This window comes from Microlunatus sp. M237, from assembly GCF_056896895.1.
In genome coordinates this window covers 121,304-138,524 of sequence record NZ_JBXHBL010000003.1, presented here as the reverse complement: position 1 = coordinate 138,524, position 17,221 = coordinate 121,304, and the positions used below count along the sequence as shown (strand labels likewise).

Sequence of the window (17,221 nt, the reverse complement as noted above, 5' to 3'; positions counted from 1 at the left end):
GTCAGGGTGATCGGGGCAACGGTGGTCGGAGGGGCGGCAGGTGGTCGCGAACGACCTTGGCGACAGCGGCTCGGGGATGGCGGGGGTTGAGCGAGAGGAGGCGACCTCTAACGGCGGCGGTCGGGGTCGCCGGCCTTGTAGCCGATACCGCGGACCGTGACCACGATCTCCGGGTGCTCAGGATCGCGCTCGATCTTGGAGCGCAGCCGCTGGACGTGGACATTGACCAACCGGGTGTCAGCCGCGTGCCGATAACCCCAGACCTGCTCCAGCAGCACCTCGCGGCTGAACACCTGCCACGGACGCCGGGCCAGCGCGAGGAGCAGGTCGAACTCGAGCGGGGTGAGCTGGATCGGCTGCCCGTCGCGCTTCACCGAGTGCCCGTCGACGCTGATCACCAGGTCGCCGATCTGCAGTGTCTCCAGATCGGACTCCTCCGGCAGCCGACGCAGCCGGGTCCGGATCCGGGCGATCAGTTCCTTGGCCTTGAACGGCTTGGCGACATAGTCGTCGGCACCAGCCTCGAGCCCGGCCACCACGTCGATGGTGTCGGATTTGGCAGTCAGCATGACGATCGGCACCCCGGACTCGGCGCGGATGTCGCGGCACACGTCGACACCGTCTCGCCCCGGTAGCATCAGATCGAGCAGCACCAGGTCCGGCTTGGAGTCACGAAAGGCGGCGTACGCCTTGTCGCCGTGGGAGCACCAGATCGGTTCGAAGCCCTCGTTGCGAAGCACGATCGACAACATCTCGGCCAGGGCGGCGTCGTCGTCGACGACGAGGACGCGACCGCGCCCCCCTGCGGTCCTGGCTACGTCTGACAACGTGTTCCCCTTCGACTGGTCGGACATGCTCCGACGGTGCCTGATCATCTTAATATCGCGACCAAGGAAAGTCTGGCTAGACAACACCTCGCGCGATCCCCCGCAGGGCTGGTTCGCCGCAGCGGCGTCCTTGCCGCGCTGTCAACGTGCCTGCGCCCGACCCGCCGCGCCTGCTGGCCGAAGTGCTCCCGGTGGTCGTCGCGGGTGCAAGACTGTCGCCCGTGCCACCGTACGGACCGCTCCCCGGGCTGCGAGTTGCCTCGCCCGCCGGGCGGCGACCGGGCGTCCTCGACGCCGCCCGCACCGCACTGATCCCGATGCGTCCGCTGACCATCGGCGAGATCCTCGACGGAGCCTTCCTGGTGGTGCGGATCAACGCCCGGAGCATGGTGGGTCTGCCGCTGGTGATCGCCGGCGGTACCGCGGGCTACGTCCTGATCGGCCTCGGCCTGTCGGTCGTCCTCGGCAATACGTCCGGCCCGGTGGGACGGATCCTGGTGCTGGTGCTGATGGGGCTGCTCGGGTTCTTCCTGCTGACCCAGTGCCTGGTGTGGATGACCGCCATCCTCTCCAGGGTCAGCCTCCAGACCGTCCTCGGTGAGGGCTTCGCCCCACGCAGCACCCCGGTCGACCTGCGCTCGTCGCTGCGGCTGTTCTGGCCGGTGCTCGGTCTGTCGGCACTGCAGTACGTCGCCCTGGTCGTGCTGCAGTCTGCGCTCAGCATCGGCTCCACCGCCCTGCTGGGCGTGACCTTGGTCGGTAACCCGGTCCTGTCCGTGGTGGCCGCGGTGCTGGTGTCGCTGCTGACCGTTGCGCTGTCCCTCTTGACCTACGGCTACCTCGCGCTCACCGTGCCAGCATTGGCCACCGAGGGCGCCCGCGCTCCGGCCTGGATCGGCAAGCCGGCGGTACCGACCACCATTTTGGGATCGTTCATCCGCTCCTTCCGGTTGATCGGGCTGCGCCAGATCCCTCGGGTGATCGCCGTGCTCGGCGGTGCAGGTCTGGTTGCCATCGCTGTGGTCTCGGTGCTGGGCATCGGCGCGCTGCTGGTCGTGCTGCTGTTCGCCACGTCGATCGGCGGTGACCTGGTCACCGTGCTCACCAGTCCGTGGACGATCGTCGGGGTGTTGGCCTTCGCTGTGCTCGCGGCCATGTCGGCGCTGCTGGCGTACGTCTCAGCCGTGCACACCCTGCTCTATCTCGACCTGCGGATGCGTCGCGAGGGACTCGACCTGGCGCTGCGCTTCGACTGCGTCCCGATCCCACAGCCGGACTATCCGCCGATGATGTCCTACCCGTACCCGCCCCCGCCGGGACAGCCGGCATATCCGCCCCCGCCGGGACAGCCGGCATATCCGCCCCCGCCGGGACAGCCGGCATATCCGCCCCCGCCGGGACAGCCGGCATATCCGCCCCCGCCGGGACAGCCGGCATATCCGCCCCCGTCTGGGCAGCCGGCATATCCGCCCCCGTCTGGGCAGCCGGCATATCCGACACCGGAGGTGCGGCCATGACCTGGCCCATGCCGCTCGAGGTGCCGATCGGCCTTGACCCCGACACCGCCCGCCGGCTCGCCGAGGAGGAGCTGGCGAAGGCCAAGTACGGCGGCACCCCGGCCTGGCTGACTGATCTGGCTCGACGTGCGGAGGCGGCGGTGACCCGGCTGCTCGAGCTGATCGACGCGCTCCTGGGCGGTCGTCAGCCGGGCGACGACTCGGGCATCAACTGGGCGTTCCTGATCGCCGTGCTGCTGCTGCTCGGGGCGGTTGCGCTGGTGGCCTGGAAGGTCGGCGTTCCCCGCTGGCGTACCGGCCGCCGCGACGTCGCCGTGGCGGCGGACGCGCTGGCCACCCCGGCCGACTACCGATCGATGGCCGACGGCCATGCCGCGGTCGGCAGCTGGCAGCTCGCCGTCCGGGATCGGTTCCGCGGGTTGGTCCGCGACCTCGAGGAACGCACCATCTTGCGCGTCCGCCCCGCCCGGACCGCCTTCGAGGCGGCCCGGCTGGCAGGTGCGGCGTTGCCCGCGGTACAGGACGAGCTGGTCACCGCAGCCGACATCTTCTCCGCCGTGATGTATGGCGACGTGGCCGCCGACGAACAGACGTACGCCCGGCTGGTCGGCCTGGACTCGGCGGTCGTCGCTGCGGCGACGGCGGCGGATCTGGCGATCGATGATGCCGCGGTTTCCGACCGCCCCGACCTCACCGCAAGCGGGGTTCCCCGATGACCCGGCCCGCCGACCAGCAGCCCTCCGGACCCAGCACCGGCACCGCCGGACCCGGCTGGCGTCGGGTGCTGCGAGCCCGGTCCACCCGTTGGGCCCTCGCGGTGCTGGCTGTGGTCCTCCTCCTTCTCGTCACGGTGCTGACATTCCTCGGCCGGGCCGGCAGCCGCGGCGCCGACGACCCACGCTCGACGACCGACCGTGGGGCCGCGGCGGTGGCCCAGCTGGTTCGCGACCAGGGTGTCGACCTGCGCCGGGTCAACGACGTGGCGCAGGCCGCAGCCGAGACTGATCCGACCACGACGCTGGTGGTGGCGCAGAGCCAGTGGCTGACCGCTGCGGAGGCAGGTCGGCTGCTCACCGCGCCCCGCGCCCGGCTGGTCCTGCTGCAGCCCAACAGCTCCGCGCTGGCGGCGTTCGGGCTGCCCCTGCGGGCCGGCGGCTCCTCCGCTGCCTCCCGGGCGGCCGGCTGCCCGGAGCCGGACGCCACCCGGGCCGGCTCACTGCAGACCGACGCCCGCGGTTATCGGGTCACCGCGGCGGTTCCGGCCGCCACCTGTTTCGCCGCCGCCGACGCCTACGCCTATCTCCGGGTGCCCGGGACCGGCGGCGACGTCGACGTCCTGGCCGGCGGCTGGAGCAACGCTGAGCTGGCGGAGGCGGGCAACGCCTCCTTCGTCACGGCCCGGCTCGGCAGCACCGAGCGGCTGGTCTGGCTCACCGTGCCGCGACCGGATTTGTCCGATCGCACCGACGGCCCGGCGGCCGAGCGGCCGACGATACTGCCCGACTGGTGGCAGGTGGGCGTGGCACAGGGGTTCGTGGCCGTCCTCGTGCTCGGACTGTGGCGCGGCCGACGGCTCGGGCCGATCATGTCCGAGCGGTTGCCGGTGGTGGTCCGCGCCGCCGAGACTGTCGAGGGCCACGGTCGGCTGTACCACCGGCTACGGGCCCGTGACCGCGCTGCCCGCGCCCTGCGCGAGGGGGCCACCCAACGCCTGGCTGCCCGGTTCGGGCACCGCAGCGACGTCGACCTGCTGGCCCAGACCCTCGCCGACCGCACCGGCCGACCCGCCCCGCACATCGCTGCGCTGCTGGCCGGGCCCGCTCCCACCACCGACGAGGACCTCGTCGAACTCGCCCGACAGCTTGACCAACTCGAGCAGGAGGCTCGCCAACCGTGACCCAGTACGCCAGCACCACTCCCCGCACCTCGATGTCCCCCGCCCGGCAGTCGCTGAGCGCGCTGCGCCAGGAGGTCGGCAAGGCCGTCGTCGGCCAGGAGGCCGCCGTCACGGCGCTGGTCATCGCTCTGCTCTGCCGTGGCCATGTGCTGCTCGAAGGAGTCCCCGGCACCGCGAAGACGCTGCTCGTCCGCAGCTTCGCGAAGGCGCTGCAGATCGACACCAAGCGGGTGCAGTTCACTCCGGACCTGATGCCGGGCGACATCACCGGCTCCCAGATCTACGACGCCCGGACCTCGCAGTTCACCTTCCGCGAGGGGCCGGTCTTCACCAACCTGATGCTGGCCGACGAGATCAACCGGACGCCGCCGAAGACCCAGGCAGCGCTGCTGGAGGCGATGGAGGAGCGGCAGGTCTCGGTCGACGGCACCCCCCGACCACTACCCGACCCGTTCATCGTCGCCGCCACCCAGAACCCGGTGGAGTACGAGGGGACGTACCCACTGCCCGAGGCGCAGCTGGACCGGTTCTTGATGAAGGTGCGGATCGACCTGCCGGAGCGCAACGCCGAGATCGAGGTGCTCAGCCGGCATGCCCGCGGGTTCGACCCGCGCGACCTCGACGCGGCCGGGCTGACGCCGGTCGCCGGCGTGGCGGACCTGCAGCAGGCGCGCCGTGAGATGGGCGCGGTGATCGTCCACCCCCAGGTGCTGGCCTACATCGTCGATGTCGTCCGAGCCACCCGAGTGTCCCCGTCGCTGCAGATCGGGGTGTCGCCGCGGGGTGCGACCGCGGTCCTCAACACCGCCAAGGCATGGGCCTGGCTGTCGGGCCGCGACTACGTCTCCCCCGATGACGTCAAGGCGCTGGCCTTCCCGACCCTGCGGCACCGGGTCAGCCTGCGGCCCGAGGCCGAGCTGGAGGGCGTCACGGCGGACTCGGTGATCGAGTCCATCCTGGCCACCGTGGCCGTGCCCCGGTGAGCACGCCTGCCAGCGCGGGGACCCGCCCGTGGTGCTGACCTGGCGCGCCGCCGCGCTGGCCCTGGTCGGCGTGGTGGTCGCCGCCGTCGTCGGCACCTGGACCGGGGTGCTGCTGACCACCGGGGTGCTGCTCGCCGTCGTCGTGGTCGACGTGCTGCTCTGTCCCTCCCCCGCGGCCGTGCGGGTGCGGCGCAGCGGTGACACCTCGGTCCGCCTCGGTGAGGAGGCAGTCACCGAGGTCGAGCTCGTCAACAACGGGCGGCGGTCGATCACCTGCCGGGTGCGAGACGCCTGGACGCCGTCGGCCGGGGCCCGCAACGGCGTCAGCACCATCACGGTGCCGGCCCGGTCCCGGCGACGGCTCAGCACGGTGCTGCACCCGACCCGGCGCGGTGACCGGGCCGCCGGCCCCGTCGTCCTGCGGGCGATCGGCCCGATGGGCGTCGCCGGACGACAGCGGCAGCGCAGCGCGCCTTGGACCGTCCGGGCGCTGCCCCCGTTCCACTCCCGCAAGCACCTGCCCAGCCGCGTGGCGAGGCTGCGGGAGCTGGATGGGCGGTCGGCCATCCTGCAGCGCGGCCAGGGCAGCGAGTTCGACAGCCTGCGGGAGTACGTCCCAGGCGACGACGTACGCTCCATCGACTGGCGCGCCACCGCCCGCTCGACCACGGTGGTGGTCAAGACCTGGCGACCGGAGCGGGACCGGCACGTGCTGATCGTGCTCGACTCCGGGCGTACGTCTGCCGGCCGGGTGGGCGACGAGACGCGCCTCGACCACAGCATGGACGCCTGCCTGCTGCTGGCCACCCTCGCCTCCCGGGCCGGGGACCGGGTGGACCTGCTGGTGGTCGACCGTGACGTCCGGGCCAGTGTGCTGCGCTCGTCGGCCGCCACCGTGCTGAACAGCTTCGTCAACGCGATGGCCGACATCGAACCGGTGCTGGCCGAGACCGACCACCGGCTGATGGTGGCCGAGATCCTCCAACGAGTCTCCCAGCGATCGCTGGTGGTGATCGTCACCGGGCTGGATGCTGCCGTGGTCACCGAGGGCCTGGTGCCGGTCCTGGGGCCGCTGCGGCGCAAGCACAAGATCGTGGTGGCGGCGGTGTCGGACCCGCGGATCGACGAGCTGGCAGAGCTACGCGGTGACGCGGGCGAGGTCTACGCCGCGGCAGCGGCGCAGGTCGACCGCGCGCGCCGAGCGCATACGGCCCAGACCCTGACCGACCTGGGGCTGTCGGTGGTGCAGGCCCCGCCCGAGCGGTTCGCGCCCGAGCTGGCCGACCACTACCTGGCCCTCAAGCGGGCGGGCCGGCTCTGAGCGCAGCGCACCACAACGAGACCGGCGCTCAGTTCAGGTCCGGGTCCTCCACCCAGGTGGAGAACAGGGCCAGCTCGGACCGCTGCCGGCGCAGCGCGGTCCGCCACAGATCCAACGGCCGGCTGCCGAAGACGTCGTCATACTCGGCGGGCACCACGTGCCACATCCCTTCCGCCAGCTCGCTCTGCAGCTGGCCGGGGTCCCAGCCTGCGTAGCCGGCGAAGATCCGCAGGTCGCGGTAGGCCCCGGTGACGATCTCGATCGGCGTGTCCAGGTGCAGCAGGCCGACGTTGGCGAACAGCGGTCGCCAACCTGGCGGCTCCTCGCCCAACCGGGCCACGCTGGCCAGGCAGATGGCGCCGTTGGGCGACACCGGTCCGCCGTGGAACAGCAACGGCGGCGGCGACACGGCGCTGACCCAATCCGGCAGCACCGACTCCAGCGGGGTCTGCGAGATCTCGTTCAAGATCACGCCCAGCGCCCCATCCTCGTCGGCGTCGAGGATGAGCACCACTGTCGAGTTGAACACCCCGTCGGCCAGCAGCACGCTGGAGATGAGGATCTCGCCGGGGCCGGGCTCGGTTGCGCTCACGGCTGCCGCTCGGTGCTCGTTCGTTCCCGATCGCGCCGACCCCGCACCAGCCGGCGATAACCCAGCAGTCCGAGGACGATGCCGACCAGGTCCGCGACCACGTCGAACGGGTCCTGGCTGCGATAGCGATAGAAGCTGCCCTGCGCCAGCTCGCTGACCACGGCCTGGACGACGAAGACCGCCACCACGATGGTCACGAACCGGCGGCTGACGGCGCCGCGGGCCGCCTGCCGAGCGGCGAGCAGCAGCAGCACCGGCGCGGCGAAGGCGGCGGCGTGCTCGAGCTTGTCCAGCCCGGGGAACGCGACCGGCTGCGGCGGTCCGGCCGTCCGATAGAGACCCCAGAGCTGGATCGCGATCGCCAGCACGGCGAGGGCACTGAGGACCCGGGCGCGCCGGGTCCGGGACCGGACGCCGATGGGCGTCGTCGAAGAGGTCGTCGACATCTGCCTACAGGGCGACTTCGGTGTCGGTCGGCAGCTCGGCCGGTCCGCCCGCGGCTCGGCGAACCGCAGCGGCCACCACCTGGTGCACCTCGGCGTGGAACACGCTCGGGGTGATGTAGGAGGCGTTGAGCTCCTCGTCGGTGACGACCGAGGCCAGCGCCTGCGCCGCCGCCAACAGCATCGAGGAGGAGATCTGGTTCGAGTGGGCGTCCAGCAGTCCCCGGAACACTCCCGGGAAGGCCAGCACGTTGTTGATCTGGTTGGGGAAGTCCGACCGGCCGGTCGCCACCACGGCCGCATACCGGGTGGCTTCGGCCGGGTCGATCTCGGGCTCGGGGTTGGCGAGTGCGAAGACGATCGCGTCATCGGCCATCTTCGCCACGTCCTCGGCCTCGATCACTCCCGGAGCCGAGACACCGATGAACACATCAGCACCGACAACGGCCTCCTTCAGCGTGCCGGTGACGCCGAGCCGGTTCGTGTGCTCGGCGAGCCAGGCCAGCTCGCCGGCGATCCCGGGACGGGAGGCGTGCACCACGCCGGCGATATCGGCGACCACCAGATGCTGCACCCCGGCGGTCAACAGCAGCTTGATGATCGCCGTGCCGGCCGCGCCCGCACCGGACATCACGATGCGCACGTTCTCGATCTTCTTGTTGACCACCCGCAGCGCGTTGTACAGCGCGGCCAGCACCACGATCGCCGTACCGTGCTGGTCGTCGTGGAAGACGGGGATGTCCAGCGCCTCACGCAGCCGGGCTTCGATCTCGAAACAGCGCGGCGCCGAGATGTCTTCCAGGTTGATGCCGGCGAACCCGGGCGCGACCGCCTTGACGACGGTGATGATCTCGTCGACGTCCTGGGTGTCGAGGCACAGTGGCCAGGCGTCGATGTCGGCGAACCGCTTGAACAGCGCGGCCTTGCCCTCCATCACCGGCAGCGCCGCCTCGGGTCCGATGTTGCCGAGCCCGAGCACGGCTGACCCGTCGGTGATCACCGCGATGCTGTTGCGCTTCACGGTCAGCCGCCGGGCGTCCTCCTTGTTCTTGGCGATGGCCAGGCAGACCCGCGCCACGCCGGGGGTGTAGATCATCGACAGGTCGTCACGGTTGCGGATCGGGTGCTTGGAGTTCATCTCGATCTTGCCGCCGAGGTGCATCAAGAAGGTACGGTCGCTGACCTTGCCGATGTCGACGCCGGGCACGCCGCGCATGGCCTCCACCAGCTCGTCCGCGTGGGTCGTGTCCCGGGCCGCGCAGGTGACATCGATCCGGAGCCGCTCGTGACCCGAGGCGGTCACGTCCAGCGCGGTGACGGCGCCACCCGCACCCTCGACAGCCGTGGTCAGCTGGCTGACCGCGGCGCCACCGGCGGGCACCTCCAGCCGAACGGTGATCGAGTAGGACACGGAAGGAAGGGGGGTCACAGCGTCGATACTCTCACGGCTGACCCGTGCTCACCGATGGTCCATCCGGCGCGCTTCCGGCGGTCCCGCGCCAGCGCGGAGCGGGCCCAGCGGCGGTCCCCGCGGACGAGGCTTCGGCGGCGGTCCGAGAGGCCCACGCCGCCACGTCCTCGCCGGCCAGCGCGACGGCCAGCAGGTCGGGGAAGGCGTCGGGCGTACAGGCGAACGCGGGAATCCCCAGGGCGGCCAGCGCCGCCGCGTGGTCGTGGTCGTACGCGGGAGCGCCGGAGTCCGACAGCGCAAGCAGCACCACCACGGTGACCCCGTCGGCCAGCAGCTGGGCCACCCGGCGCAGCAGCTCGTCGGCGATGCCGCCCTCGAACAGGTCCGAGATCAGCACCAGCAAGGTGGACTCCGGCCGGGTGATGAGCTGCTGGCAGTAGGCCACCGCCCGGTTGATGTCGGTGCCGCCGCCCAGCTGGCAGCCGAACAACAGCTCGACCGGGTCGTGCAGCCGATCGCTAAGGTCGACCACCTGGGTATCGAAGGCGACCAGTGAGGTGCGGATGGCGCGGATCGAGGCCAGCGTCGCCCCGAACACGGCGGCGTGCACCAGGGACTCGGCCATCGAGCCGGACTGGTCGATGGCCACCACCACTTCCTTGCCCATCACCTGGCTGCTACGGCCATAACCCACCAGCCGCTCGGGGATCACCGTCTTCAGCTCCGGCTGATAGGTCGCCAGGTTCTTGGCGATGGTGGCGTTCCAGTCGATGTCGCGCATCCGGGGTCGCCGGGTACGGGTGGCCCGGTTCACGGCGCCGGTCACCGCGGCCCGAGTCCGGGTGGCGATCCGGCGTTCGATCTCGGCCACCACCTTGCCCACCACCATCCGGGCGGTGGCCTTGGTGGTCTCTGGCATCACCGAGCTGAGGCTGACCAGCGTGGCCACCAGGTTGACGTCCGGCTGCACCGACTCCAGCAGCTCCGGCTCGAGCAGCAGCGAGGTCAGATCCAGCCGTTCCACCGCGTCCCGCTGCATCACCTGCACCACCCCGGTGGGGAAGTAGCTCCGGATGTCGCCCAGCCAGCGGGCGAGGTGCGGCGCGGACGACCCGAGCCCGCCGGCCCGCCGCGATGACGAACCGTCCTCGGCGTCGGGGTCGTACAGCGCGGCCAGGGCGGCGTCCATCGCCTGCTCCTGTGCCGTCAGCGCGGCGCCGAGCTCCTCGGCAGCAGGCTCCCCCAGCAGCAGCCGCCAGCGGCGCAGCCGCGCCTGGCCGGCCGCGGCGGGTTCCAGGTCGTCGGCGCCCTGGCGCGCTGCGGCGTCGGCCGGCGACCCGCCAGAACGGTCGGTGCCCGTCGACGATGCGTCCGAACTGGCGGTGCTCATCGGCGACCCGTCAGGATCTGCAGCACCGTCGCCAGCGCGGGACCGGTCAGTGCGGAGTCGGGCCCGTCCAGGTCGCCTCCGCCCGGGTCGGTGCCGCCCGCGTCGGTGCCGCCCAGGGCGATGCCGCCAGGGTCGATGCCGCCGGGGTGGTGACGTCCGTCGCGTCCTCGGCCGCCGGAGCGTACTGCTGCCACCCGGCCGGCGATGGCTCGTCGCTCGGGGTCGGCGAAAGTGCCGAACGTACGCCGGACCAACGGCAGCACGTCGGTGAACTCAGCCTCGTTCAGACCACTGACCCAGTCGTCCAGCAGCCGCAGCAGCGCGGTGTCGTGCACCAGCAGCAGGGCGCCGTCGGCGAAGAACCCGTCCACCCACGCCGCCTTGGCCGCCGGGGCCACACCGTGGGAGAGCGCGCGCTCCACCCGGACGGCGACATCCGGCAGCCGTTCGGCGTCGGAGAGGATCCGCAGCATCCGTCCGGCGAGCAGGCCGGGAACGTTTCCCCGCTCCACCACCGAGGCCAGCGTGGCCAGCCAGCGGTCCCGGGGCGCGTCCTCGCCGGTGGCGGCCAGCAGACCGACTGCGCTGTGCACCGCGTCGAGGTGGCGCCGCAGTGCCGCGGCCGCATCCTCGTCGAGCCCGCTGACCGCCTGACCCAGACCGGCGCAGATCCGGACCGTCAGCACCTCGCTGACCTGGCGCAGCGCCGAGGTGTCAGTACGCCGGACGTCGCCGTAGCGCAGCGCTGTGGCCAGCGGCGGCAGCGCCTCCATCAGGTGCACCACGTCGGCGTCCAGTGCCGCCTTGGCGGTCAGCGCCGTGAGCAGCCGGTCCAGTGCCTCGGGCAGCCCGGCCAGCAGACAGCTGCCGACCGCCCGGGTGAGATCGGCCAGCGAACCACGCTCCGCGGTCCGGTCGATCATGGCCGTCGCGGCCGCCTCCACGGTGGTGCCCCAGACCGAGGCCTCGACCAGGGCGAGGGCGTGCTCCGGGCGCCACTGTGACTGCCAGGTCTCCCGAAAGGTGCCCCGTCCCTGGACGCCCGATTCCGCCGGCATCACCCAGTCCAGCTCCAGCAGCCGGAGCCGGTGGAAGAGCTGCGACTTCGCCTGGTCGTGCGGCGTTCTCAGGTCGAGGTCGTGCACCCGCACCGAAGCCTCGCGACGCACCCGCAGCGTCTTGCACCGGGCAGCCAGATCGGCGTCCAGTGGCACGGTAGGAACCCCGTCGGCCACCGACCCGAGGGCCTGGCCCACCACCAGCTCGTCGGTGACGAAACCGAGGGCGCGGTCGTCGCCGTCGCAGAGCACGGACCGGGTGGCCTCGGTCACCTCGCTGAGGCCGGCCAGTGGCCGGCTGCGCAGCGCGGCCAGCGTCTCGGCCAACCGGACCGCCTCGATGACGTGGGCGCTGGACACCATCAGGTCCTGCCGGCGCAGAGCGGTCGCCACCTTGGTCAGCCAGCGCACCACCGGCTGGTCCGGGGCGGTCCACAGATGGTGGTACCAACCGGGTGAGGTGATGCCGGCGCCGTAGCCGCTGGCCGAGGCGAGCCGCTGGTGGGTCCACGGCACCCAGGTGAGCGTCACCTTGCGTTTCGGTGTCCCCCGCAGGGTCCGAGCGTCAGCGGCCGCCGGTGGCAACGGCCAGGTGAGGACCGGAGCGTGCCAGGCGCCACAGACCACAGCGACGCGGCGCCGGCCGGCCTTCAGCCGACCGCGGATCACCGAACGCATGTACGCCTCGCGGCGCGCCTCCTGCGCCGCATGGCGCCGATCGGTCTCCGGCAGCTCGCGCCGCAGCTCCGCCATCGCCTCCACCAGCGCGGGGAACGGTGAGCTGCCGTCGGTCCGTGACTCCACCACGTCGTCCCACCAGCGCTCCGCGTCGTCATAGCCGGCGGCCGCCGCGAGCGCGGACAACGGGTCCTGCCGGGTCCGGCCATGATCATCGGGTGTCTCGGTCAGCAGATGGTCGTCACCGCCCGCTGCCGGATGATCATCAGCTTCCTCCTCCGTTGCCGGGTCCGGCTTGGCCGGGAAGCTGTCGACCCGACCGGGTCCGGCCAGGGTCATCGCCGCCGGCAGGTCGCAGAAGCCCACCTCGATCTGGTGCTGCTGCGCCCAGCGGATCGCCTGCCACTCCGGCGAGAACACCGCGAACGGCCAGAACGCGGCGGTGCTGGGGCGGTCCGGGGCATAGGCGAGCAGCGCCACCGGCGGCTCCATCCCCGCCTCCGACACCCACCCCAGCTGTGGGTCTGCGTCGGCCGGTCCCTCGATCAACACCACATCCGGCTCGTACGCCGCCAGCGCGGCCAGCAGCGAGCGGGCCGAACCGGGCCCATGGTGTCGGATGCCGAACACCTCGAGCTGTGGGGCGCTCGACTCCAGCGTCACGCTCATCCGGACACGTCTCGGCAGGCGGCATAGAACTCCGACCAGTCCTGACGCTCGCGGACCACGATCTCCAGATATTCATCCCAGGCGACCTGGTCGGCCACCGGGTCCTTGATCACCGCACCGACGATGCCGGACGCGATGTCACTGGCGCGCAGCGTCGCGTCGCCGAAGTGTGCGGACAGAGCCATTCCGCTGGTGATCACCGAGATCGCCTCGGCGGTGGACAGCGTGGCAGACGGCGACTTGATCTTGGTACGCCCGTCGGCCGTCAACCCGGAACGCAGCTCGCGGAACACCGTCACCACGCGGCGGATCTGGTCGACCGCGGTCGGCACGGCCGGCAGCTCGAGTGACCGAGCCAGCTCCTGCACCCGACTGGACACGATGGCGACCTCGTCCTCCTCCGAAGCCGGCAGCGGCAGCACCACGGTGTTGAACCGGCGACGCAGAGCCGAGGACAGTTCGTTGACCCCACGGTCGCGGTCGTTGGCGGTCGCCACCACGTTGAAGCCCTTCACCGCGGCCACCTCGATCCCGAGCTCGGGCACCGGCAGTGTCTTCTCCGAGAGCACGGTGATCAGCGCATCCTGCACGTCGGCCGGGATGCGGGTCAGCTCCTCGATCCGCGCGATCGAGCCGGCCCGCATGGCGCGCATCACCGGCGACGCCACCATGGCGCGCTCGCTCGGTCCTTCGGCCAGCAGCCGGGCATAGTTCCAGCCATAGCGGATGGCCTCCTCGGCGGTGCCCGAGGTGCCCTGGACCATCAACGTCGAGTCGCCGGAGATGGCCGCCGTGAGGTGTTCGGAGACCCACGACTTGGCGGTCCCCGGCACCCCGAGCAGGAGCAGGGCCCGGTCGGTCGCCATGGTGGCCACCGCCACCTCCATCAGCCGCCGCGACCCGACGTACTTCGGGGTGATCACGGTGCCGTCGGGCAGCGTGGTTCCGACCAGATAGTCCACCACCGCCCACGGCGACAGCCGCCAGTGCGGCGGGCGCGGCCGGTCGTCAGCCGCGGCCAGCGCGGTCAGCTCGGCGGCGAACAGCTGCTCGGCATGCGGCCGGAGCAGCTCACTCGACCCCACGCTCGGACTGGCGATTGGTGCTGGTGCGTCGGTCATCGGTGCTCCTCGGGCTCCACTGGATCGTCTGGCGGCGAGGCGAAGGCCCGCTCGATCTCCTCGCGCGCGGCCAGCGTACGGTCCAGGGCGTCGAACGCCTCCCGAACACCACTGAGCGGGCCGGCGGGCGGGCGCGCCTGGCCGGACAAGAAGTAGTCGGCGGCAGCCGCCACCCGGAGGCGCGACGCGAGCGGGAGCCGGCACCCCAGCCGGCGGGCGGACCGGGTGGTCCCCCGTCCGAGCTGGCCCGACCCGAGCACGCCCAAGGCCGCCACCTGAACCTCCACCGACCACGGCGGCTCACAGGCCAGGGCCAGCTCCCACCAGGCGGCCGGGGGCAGCAGCCGGGCGGTCAGCAGCTCGGCCAGCCGTCGCTGTCGCTCGTCGCCGGTGGCTGCCGCGAGCGCCGTGCGCTCCGCCGCCGGGAGGTCGAGACCCCCGACCGTCTCGCGCCAGCGCGATGCCTGGTCCGCGGCCCCGGTGACCGGTCGGGCCAGTCGTCGCCACTGCGGGTTCTGCGCCACGAACCAGCGCCCGCGCGCCCCCAGCGCCGCGCGGACCAGCGCCGGCTCGGGCGCCTCGCCGCTCCCGGTCCGGCTGCGGGCGCAACGGGTGGCCAGTGTCGTCCACGTCGCCGGCGCGGCGGTAAGGCCGGCCGCCACACAGCGCCGCAGCCACAGATCGACCAGCTCGAGGTCGCCCGTCAGCAGCTCGGCGAGGAGATTCTGCGCCGGCTGTGGGGCCGGCGGGTCCTGCTCCAGCTCGCGCGGCAGCGCAGCCCCGGGCTGGGACGGCCCGGGGTGGGACGGCTCGGGGTGGACGGCTCGGTGCTGGGTCGCGTGATGGATGGCGGCGAGGTCGAGCAACCGGGCCGGCGGGTCGGCGTCGTCCAGCCGCGCCTCGACGACGCGCCACGGCTCGGACAGGTCGCGGGGCAGCGGCCGACGGTCGGTGCCCAGCAGCGCGACGGCCACCAGCTCGCTCCAGCCGCTCATCTACACCACCTCCTGGCTGAACCGGCGGGCGTGGTCGGGCAGCACGCTCAGCGGGCGGAAGCCGCGAGACCCCCACTCCCCGAACACCGACACGCAGGCTTCGGTGGCGTGGGCGAGCAGCGGCCACGGGTCAGCGGTCAGTCCGACCAGGGCGGCGTGCTCCCCCGCATCGTCGTAGGCCAACCACGGCTGGTTCGGCTGCGCCGCCGGCACCGGCTGCAGCGCGACCACTGCCGGCAGTCGTTCCGCCCAGGGGTCTTCGGCCAGCAGGGTGGCGAAGACGGCACGAACCTCGGCGAAGGTGCCGCCCCGCGGGGCGAGGACGTCGGGCTCGGTGGCGTTGACCTGGCCGGGCAGCGCGCGCAGCTGACCCGAGCCCGGATAGAAGTGCAGGTCTGCGTCCACGGTGGTGCCCGGCCGCATCGAGGCGTCAAGTGCCTGTCCGGGCGGGGCGAAGGTGAGCCACAGCGCGTACCGGCCGGTGTGTCGGCCACGGAGCCAGACGCGACGGGTCTGCAGCCGGGACTCGACGGTGTCCACCCCGCCGAGGACCGCCCACTGGTCAGCCACCCCGGGCTCGGCCAGCACCGTCTCCTTACTGACCGGATAGCCGACCCGGGAGCGTACCGTCGCCGCCAGCGCCGCCGGCAGCTCATCGAGGCGTCGATGGGCCTGGACCAGCAGCCGCAGCGCGGCCAGCTGCTCCAGCACCGTCGACGGCCAGTCCGGCGCCGCCATGGTGGCCGGGATCGCGCGCAGCAGGCTCGCGACGCCGGGGGCCTGCGCGTCGACCATCCGGGCGGCGATCGCGTCGAAGTGGGCGTACCCGGCCCGTTCCAGCCCGGCCAGTCCGTGCCGGACCTGGTCCGCCAGCCAGCGGTCGAGGTCGTCCAGTCCGTCGCTCACTCGCTGTCGGCGAGCCGCTGCGCGCTTGGCCGCAGCCTCGCTATCGGGCGGTGCCGCAGCCGCCGGCCCGGCCTGGTCTGCGTGTCCACTGAGCCAGGTGGCAGCCCACGACTCCGGCTCGGCCGCCGGCAGCCGACCGGCCGACCACAACAGCAGCAGCCCGAGCGCGTGCTTGCACGGCACTTTGCGGCTCGGGCAGCTGCAGTGGGCCACGGGGCTCTCGCCACGGAGGTCGACCACCACCCGGTACGGGCTGGTCCCACTCCCCTGGCACCGGCCCCAGACCGCGGTCGCAGTCGCACCGTGGCCGCTCCACCGCCGGGGGGTGGCCAGGCGACGCGCTGCCGTGGCGGCGGCCGCGTCGGGGGCGAGAGCGACCACCCGTTCCAGTTCCCACACCGCCATGGCGGTCAGCGTAGTTCGCGGCGCCGACACCGACCGAGGCCGGCGCGGCGTTTCACCGACCGGCCACGGGAGCCGGCGGGCTCAGGACATGTTGTGCTGCAGGTACGCCGGTTCCCGGATGCCCAGCATCGCCTCGGCCATGGCCGCGGCCTGCACGGCCGCGGCGACGTCATGCATCCGCAGGATCCGGGCGCCCTGCAGCACGCAGGCCGTCGCGGCGGCGATCGATGCGGCCATCCGATCGTCCTTGGCCAGACCGGTGGACTCGCCGATGAAGTCCTTGTTGGACACCGCGGCAAGCAGCGGCAGCCCGATCGCTGCGATCTCGTCGAGTCGTCGGGTCAGCTCGAGCGTGTGCAGGGTGTTCTTGTTCAGGTCGTGGCCCGGGTCGATGACGATCCGTTCCTCACCGATGCCGGCGTTCACCGCCAGCTCGACCCGGGCCAGCAGAAAGTCGCGGACCTCCACCGCGATGTCGGTGTACGTCGGCCGCCGGAGGTGCTGGCGCGCCGGCGCCACGCTGTGGGTGATCACCACGGTCGCGTCCGAGGACGCCACCACCTCGGCCATGGCCGGATCCTGCAGCCCGGTGGTGTCGTTGACCACAGCGGCGCCGGCCTCGATCGCACGGGCCGCCACCTCCGGCCGGAACGTATCGACGGAGATCACCACATCACTGGCCTCGGCGACGGCCGCCACCACCGGCAGGACGCGGTCCAGCTCCTCGGCGGCACTGACCTCGGGGGTGTCGGGCGAGAACGGAACGCCGCCGACGTCCACCCACCCGGCTCCCGCCTCGGCCGCGGCCAGGGCGGCCGTGACTGCCCGGTCGAGGGCGAAGGTCGAGCCCTGGTCGAAGAAGGAGTCGGGGGTCCGGTTGACGATGGCCATCACGATCACCTGGCGGGAGAAGTCGAACGTACGCCGCCCGATCCGGCGGACCGGATGGCGCAGCGCAGGGAGATAGATGGTCACCCGCCGATCGTAGGCGGCGTAGCGCAGCGCACC

At 72.3% G+C, this 17,221-nt stretch carries 15 protein-coding genes; 5 read left to right on the top strand and 10 right to left on the bottom strand.

Annotated features, from left to right (window positions below; all coding sequences use genetic code 11):
• Positions 1-107: 107 nt before the first annotated feature.
• Entirely contained in the window at positions 108-854 is a 747-nt protein-coding gene (gene mtrA, locus AC1XX3_RS11760; protein WP_483321332.1) for an MtrAB system response regulator MtrA, read from the bottom strand.
• A gap of 194 nt (positions 855-1,048) precedes the next feature.
• Here mtrA and AC1XX3_RS11755 point away from each other — a divergent pair, with 194 nt between their 5' ends.
• From AC1XX3_RS11755 to AC1XX3_RS11735, 5 genes are read left to right on the top strand one after another with little or no spacing between them, the layout of a single operon-like run.
• Positions 1,049-2,344 carry a hypothetical protein gene (locus AC1XX3_RS11755; protein ID WP_483321331.1) on the top strand — a complete coding sequence of 432 codons (1,296 nt, stop codon included), beginning with the start codon at positions 1,049-1,051 and terminating at the stop codon, positions 2,342-2,344.
• Complete coding sequence (locus AC1XX3_RS11750; RefSeq protein ID WP_483321330.1) at positions 2,341-3,060, top strand: DUF4129 domain-containing protein; 720 nt, start codon at positions 2,341-2,343, stop codon at positions 3,058-3,060. Before AC1XX3_RS11755 ends, AC1XX3_RS11750 begins: the two co-directional genes overlap by 4 nt.
• Positions 3,057-4,241 (top strand): DUF4350 domain-containing protein, encoded by a 1,185-nt coding sequence (locus AC1XX3_RS11745; RefSeq protein WP_483321329.1) that lies wholly within the window; start codon positions 3,057-3,059, stop codon positions 4,239-4,241. The genes AC1XX3_RS11750 and AC1XX3_RS11745 overlap by 4 nt, the downstream gene beginning before the upstream one ends.
• A gap of 32 nt (positions 4,242-4,273) precedes the next feature.
• Positions 4,274-5,224 (top strand): AAA family ATPase, encoded by a 951-nt coding sequence (locus AC1XX3_RS11740; RefSeq protein WP_483322090.1) that lies wholly within the window; start codon positions 4,274-4,276, stop codon positions 5,222-5,224.
• A 28-nt stretch (positions 5,225-5,252) separates the two neighbouring features.
• Positions 5,253-6,545 (top strand): DUF58 domain-containing protein, encoded by a 1,293-nt coding sequence (locus tag AC1XX3_RS11735; protein ID WP_483321328.1) that lies wholly within the window; start codon positions 5,253-5,255, stop codon positions 6,543-6,545.
• A gap of 28 nt (positions 6,546-6,573) precedes the next feature.
• Here the strand turns inward: AC1XX3_RS11735 and AC1XX3_RS11730 are convergent, their stop codons facing one another.
• The 9 genes from AC1XX3_RS11730 to folP form a co-directional block, all read right to left on the bottom strand.
• On the bottom strand, positions 6,574-7,137 hold the full coding sequence (locus tag AC1XX3_RS11730; protein ID WP_483321327.1) for a YqgE/AlgH family protein: 564 nt from the start codon (positions 7,135-7,137) through the stop codon (positions 6,574-6,576).
• A complete protein-coding gene (locus AC1XX3_RS11725; protein ID WP_483321326.1) occupies positions 7,134-7,583 on the bottom strand; it encodes a VanZ family protein in 450 nt (149 codons plus the stop codon). The genes AC1XX3_RS11730 and AC1XX3_RS11725 overlap by 4 nt, the downstream gene beginning before the upstream one ends.
• A gap of 4 nt (positions 7,584-7,587) precedes the next feature.
• A complete protein-coding gene (locus tag AC1XX3_RS11720; protein ID WP_483321325.1) occupies positions 7,588-9,009 on the bottom strand; it encodes an NAD-dependent malic enzyme in 1,422 nt (473 codons plus the stop codon).
• A gap of 13 nt (positions 9,010-9,022) precedes the next feature.
• A complete protein-coding gene (locus tag AC1XX3_RS11715) occupies positions 9,023-10,381 on the bottom strand; it encodes a VWA domain-containing protein (protein WP_483321324.1) in 1,359 nt (452 codons plus the stop codon).
• Positions 10,378-12,786, bottom strand: coding sequence for a DUF5682 family protein (locus AC1XX3_RS11710; RefSeq protein WP_483321323.1), 2,409 nt, complete (start codon positions 12,784-12,786; stop codon positions 10,378-10,380). Before AC1XX3_RS11710 ends, AC1XX3_RS11715 begins: the two co-directional genes overlap by 4 nt.
• A complete protein-coding gene (locus AC1XX3_RS11705) occupies positions 12,783-13,907 on the bottom strand; it encodes an ATP-binding protein (protein WP_483321322.1) in 1,125 nt (374 codons plus the stop codon). Before AC1XX3_RS11705 ends, AC1XX3_RS11710 begins: the two co-directional genes overlap by 4 nt.
• Positions 13,904-14,902, bottom strand: coding sequence for a DUF5691 domain-containing protein (locus AC1XX3_RS11700; protein WP_483321321.1), 999 nt, complete (start codon positions 14,900-14,902; stop codon positions 13,904-13,906). Before AC1XX3_RS11700 ends, AC1XX3_RS11705 begins: the two co-directional genes overlap by 4 nt.
• On the bottom strand, positions 14,903-16,213 hold the full coding sequence (locus tag AC1XX3_RS11695; protein ID WP_483321320.1) for an SWIM zinc finger family protein: 1,311 nt from the start codon (positions 16,211-16,213) through the stop codon (positions 14,903-14,905).
• An 81-nt stretch (positions 16,214-16,294) separates the two neighbouring features.
• Positions 16,295-17,188: a dihydropteroate synthase gene (gene folP, locus AC1XX3_RS11690; RefSeq protein WP_483321319.1), complete on the bottom strand. Its 894-nt coding sequence runs from the start codon at positions 17,186-17,188 to the stop codon at positions 16,295-16,297.
• Between the last annotated feature and the right edge of the window lie 33 nt (positions 17,189-17,221).